This is a genomic window from Trebonia sp., from assembly GCF_030042015.1.
Taxonomy (GTDB): Bacteria; Actinomycetota; Actinomycetes; order Streptosporangiales; family Streptosporangiaceae; genus Trebonia.
The window spans coordinates 1-3961 of record NZ_JASIAL010000507.1 but is presented as its reverse complement, the minus strand read 5'-3'; the positions used below and the strand labels follow the sequence as shown (position 1 = coordinate 3961).

The window sequence follows — 3961 nt, the reverse complement described above, 5'->3', positions numbered from 1 at the left end:
ATGCTCTCGTTCGGCCGGCAGCTGGACGGCGCGCGGCTGGTGATCACCGGCGAGGGCGCGCTCGACACGCAGACGCTGCGCGGCAAGGCGCCCGTAGGGGTGGCGCGCGCGGCCGCCGCGCACGACCCGGCGGTCCCTGTGGTCGCGGTCGCCGGGGTGTGCACGCTGTCGGCCGCGCAGTTGCGGGCGGCCGGGATCGCGGCCGCCTACCCGCTCACCGCCATCGAACCCGACGTGGGCCGCTCCATGGCCAACGCGGGCCCGCTCGTCGAGCGGCTCGCGGAGCGCATCGCCGCCGACTGGCTTCGGTGATGCCGTCCGGGACCGTTGACGTCGGTGGCCTCGCGGCGGATGGCCGGGAAACGCCGGATCGCGAAGACTTTTTTCTACACGAAGACTTTGTGTACCCAGAAGTGCAAAATCTCTACTCCATAAAATAAGTCTTCGCGATAACGCGGCGCGGGCGATGGGGCAGGGCTGGTCACGTGGCTAGCGGTGCGAGAGTTGCTTCGGCGACGGTTTCGCAGTCGTCGGCGTAGGTGAAGGTGGCGCGCACCCGCTCCCCGGCGAGGATGCGCGGCAGCCAGTACCGCGCGTCGTCCCACATGCGGTCGAGCGGAAGGCCGGTGACCGGGAACCATGCGGGCGTGATCTCGGCGGTCTCCGCCGCCTCGCCCGTCCAGTCGGCGCCGGTGAAGATCGAGACCGTCATGTCCCACCGCGGGCACACAGGGAAGAGGAACGTCATGTAGGCGACCTCGCGCAGGGCCGCGGGCGGCACGTCGATCCCCGCTTCCTCTTTCACCTCGCGGGCGGCCGCGTCGGCCGGGGACTCGCCGGGTTCGACGTGCCCGCCGAGCCCGACGATCTTCCCTGTGCCGAAGCCGGTCTTCTTGTGCCCGAGGAGCACCTGGCGCTGGCCGTCGCCGCCGATCCGGGTGAGCAGGCACAGGCACGTGGCGGTGAGCGGCACGAGGCCAGTATCTCAGGAGCGACGCCGCGCCGCAGTCGCGAGCTTGCCAGCAGCCGCGTACGACTCAAGCGCGGCGGTCACCGCGTCGTCCTCGGTGGGCAGCGCGGCAGCCCGCTTGGCCGCCGCCTCCCGCAGCCGGGCGGCCAGCGCCGGGTCTTCGAGCACCAACCGGACCGCGTTCGCCAGGCCCACGGGGTTCCCTGGCGGCACGAGGAGCGCCGCGCCGTTGCCGGTGAGGTCCGGTATTCCGCCGGCCCGTGAGGCGACGATCGGCACGCCCGCGCGCAGCGCCTCCTGCAGCACAAGCGGCTGGCCTTCCCACAGGCTGGGCAGCACGAACACCGCGGCCGCCGCCAGCAGCGCGGGCACGTCGTCGCGGTGCCCAGGGAATCTCGCGTCCACCCCGAGGGAGACCGCCCTGGACTGCAGGCTGACCGACAGCGGCCCGTCGCCGGCGATGACGACCAGCGGTTCCGGTGTCATGGTCCGCCAGGAGACAGCCGCCTCCAGCAGCGTCCCGAACCCCTTCTGTGTCACAAGTCGTCCCGCGGCGAACACCATGGGGCGGGCGGAACCGGCCGCGGGCGCCGGGCTCGGTGTGGCGGCGGAGACGGCGGGCGCGGGGACGACCGCGCGCGCTACCCGGCGCGCGCCCGCCTTGCGCATCCGTTCCTCCAGGTCAGCGGAGACGCACAGGACCAGGTCGGCGCGGCGCGCGGCGATCCGTACGAGTCGCCGGTAGATCGGGGCGGCCAGCGCCCCGCTCGGCGGGGCGTTGTGCACCGTCACCACGAGAGCGGGGCCGGGATCGCGACCGCGGCCGAGCGCCAGGGCGGAAAGCGCCGCGGCGCGCACGCCGTGCGCGTGCACCACATCCGCGGACGAACGCAGCCACCGCCGCAGGCACCGCACCGCGACGGCGTCGCCTGGCCGCGGGCGGTCAGCGAACTCCACCGGGGTGAACGCCACCCCGGACAGGGACGCGAGCCCGAACCTGCGGCCCACCTCCGCCGGCCCGAAAACCGACACGGTCAGCCCGCGCGCCGCGCACCCCGCCGCGAGCATCGTTACGTGCGTGCCCGTGCCGCCCGCGGTGGTCCCGACCACGAACGCGATCCGCTCCGGGGTCACGGCTCGACCGCCGGGACGCGGGTGCGCAGGCGGCCCAGGGCGGCGCGCAGGTCCCCACCGTCCACGTTCGCGACCACCGCGACGAACACCGCGGCCACCACGGCACTGACCAGCACCGATATGCCGACGTTGGGGAAGAACCCGCGGCCGCGGACGACGGACGCGACGGCCGACCCCGCCGCCCCGGCGGCGGCGCATCCGACCAGGCCGGCGAGGAACGCCCGCAGCAGGCCGGCCAGCGCGGCGGCGCCGCGCTCGCGGCGGACCAGCACGAGCAGTGCCACCCCGGCGACCGTCAGCCCGATCGAGGTGCCGAGCCCGAGTGCGGGCACCACCCGCGAGCCCGGCACGAGCGGCACGATCGCGAGGTCCGCGCCGATCACGAGCAGCCAGCCGCCGCTGATCGCGAGCGCCGTCGCCCGGTTGCGCCCCTGGGCGTACAGCACCCGGGACAGGTTGGCCGCCAGGCCGTACCCGACGAGCCCCGGCGCGAACGCGGCCAGCGCCACCGCCAGCATCGCGGCCGACGCCGCGTTGTGCGATTCGAAGACGTGCGCGAGCGGGACCCGCGCCCCCGCCAGCGCCGCGGCGCCCAGCCAGGATGCCACCAGGATCGCGCGCGTCGACGCCGCCGCGGTCGCGTCGAACTCCGGCTGGGGGGCGGGCCCGGCCGCGTCGTGACCCGGGCCGGTGCGGTCCGAGCGCGCAGAAAGCTCGGGGAACGCGCTGGTCGCGACCGGGATCGCGAGCACGGCGTAGGGGACCATGAAGACCGCCCACGCGAAGCCGTAGAGCACCAGGGCGCCCGGGCTCCCGTACCGGTTGGCGAGCACGATCACCACCGCGACCGAGGCGTCCTGCGCCACCAGCGTGAGCACGCCCGCGATCGCCAGCCGCCTGACGCGGACGCCCACCCTGCCGGGAAACCGCCAGGCCGGCCTGAGCCCGATGTGCAGCCGCCAGACGGGGACGACCGCGGTGAGCACCAGCGCGAGCACGCCGAGCGTCGTCCCGCCGGACAGCAGGTATTCGGCGGTTGGCGGCAGCGAGTGCAGCCGGTTCACGTACGTCCCGCCGACCACGCCGAACCCGAGGTAGGCGCCCACCACGACCAGGCTGGACAGCAGCGGCGCGACCGCCGGCCCGCCGAACCGGCGGTGGGACTGCAAGATGCCGTACAGCACCACGGCCAGCCCGTACAGCACGACCTGCGGCGCGAAGACGATGAGCATCCGGGCGCCGACGCCGGCCAGGTCGGCGCGCGGGCAGCCGCTCGCGTCGCCGAGCAGCGCGGAGACGATCGGGCGCGCGGCCAGCGCGACGAGCAGGCTCACCGGGACGAGCAGCGCCACGGTCCAGGTGAGCAGGGCCGACGCGATCTGCCTGGCTTCCCGCCCGGCCGGCCCGCCCCGCCCGGCGCGGCCGGCGAGCACCGGCACCACCACCGACGAGAGCGCGCCGCCGAGCACGATGTCGTAGATGATGTTCGGCACCATGTTGGCGGTCGTGTACGCGGTGCCCAGGCACGTGGTGCCGACGGTGTGCGCGAACACCACCTGCCGCCCGAACCCGACGAGGCGGGCGAGCACGGTGATCACGCCGATCATCACGGCCGCCCGGCCGATGCCGCGATTGCGCTGCCGAGCCCCGCCGCGCTCGGCGACCGGAACCGTCACTGCTCCTGCCGCGGCGCCGCGGCCGGGCGGCGGCCGAGCATGTCGAGCCAGCGCAGCGACGGCGTCGCCGCGATGACCTTGGTGAAGCTGACCTTCTCTGACGCGGCCGTGAGCGCCACGATGCCGGCGAGCAGCCCCACGCGGGCGGGCCGCGGCAGGCAGGCCGCCGCGGCGGCGCCGA

At 75.0% G+C, this 3961-nt stretch carries 4 protein-coding genes and 1 pseudogene; 1 reads left to right on the top strand and 4 read right to left on the bottom strand.

The genetic code is table 11. The annotated features are described in order from the left end of the window. Nucleotides 1–312, top strand: a 312-nt coding sequence (locus Q1N79_RS27145) for a glycerate kinase (protein WP_300613862.1), incomplete at its 5' end; no start/stop codon positions are given. A gap of 169 nt (nt 313–481) precedes the next feature. Here Q1N79_RS27145 and Q1N79_RS27140 read toward each other — a convergent pair. From Q1N79_RS27140 to Q1N79_RS27125, 4 genes and pseudogenes are all read right to left on the bottom strand, one after another. Beyond that, on the bottom strand, nt 482–973 hold the full coding sequence (locus Q1N79_RS27140) for an 8-oxo-dGTP diphosphatase (protein ID WP_300613860.1): 492 nt from the start codon (nt 971–973) through the stop codon (nt 482–484). Nucleotides 974–985: 12 nt separating this feature from the next. Further along, entirely contained in the window at nt 986–2104 is a 1119-nt protein-coding gene (locus Q1N79_RS27135; RefSeq protein ID WP_300613858.1) for a glycosyltransferase family 4 protein, read from the bottom strand. Further along, entirely contained in the window at nt 2101–3780 is a 1680-nt protein-coding gene (gene murJ, locus Q1N79_RS27130; protein WP_300613857.1) for a murein biosynthesis integral membrane protein MurJ, read from the bottom strand. Before murJ ends, Q1N79_RS27135 begins: the two co-directional genes overlap by 4 nt. Continuing rightward, nucleotides 3777–3961: pseudogene (locus Q1N79_RS27125) on the bottom strand (hypothetical protein); the annotation flags it as partial. The pseudogene Q1N79_RS27125 and the gene murJ, both read right to left, overlap by 4 nt.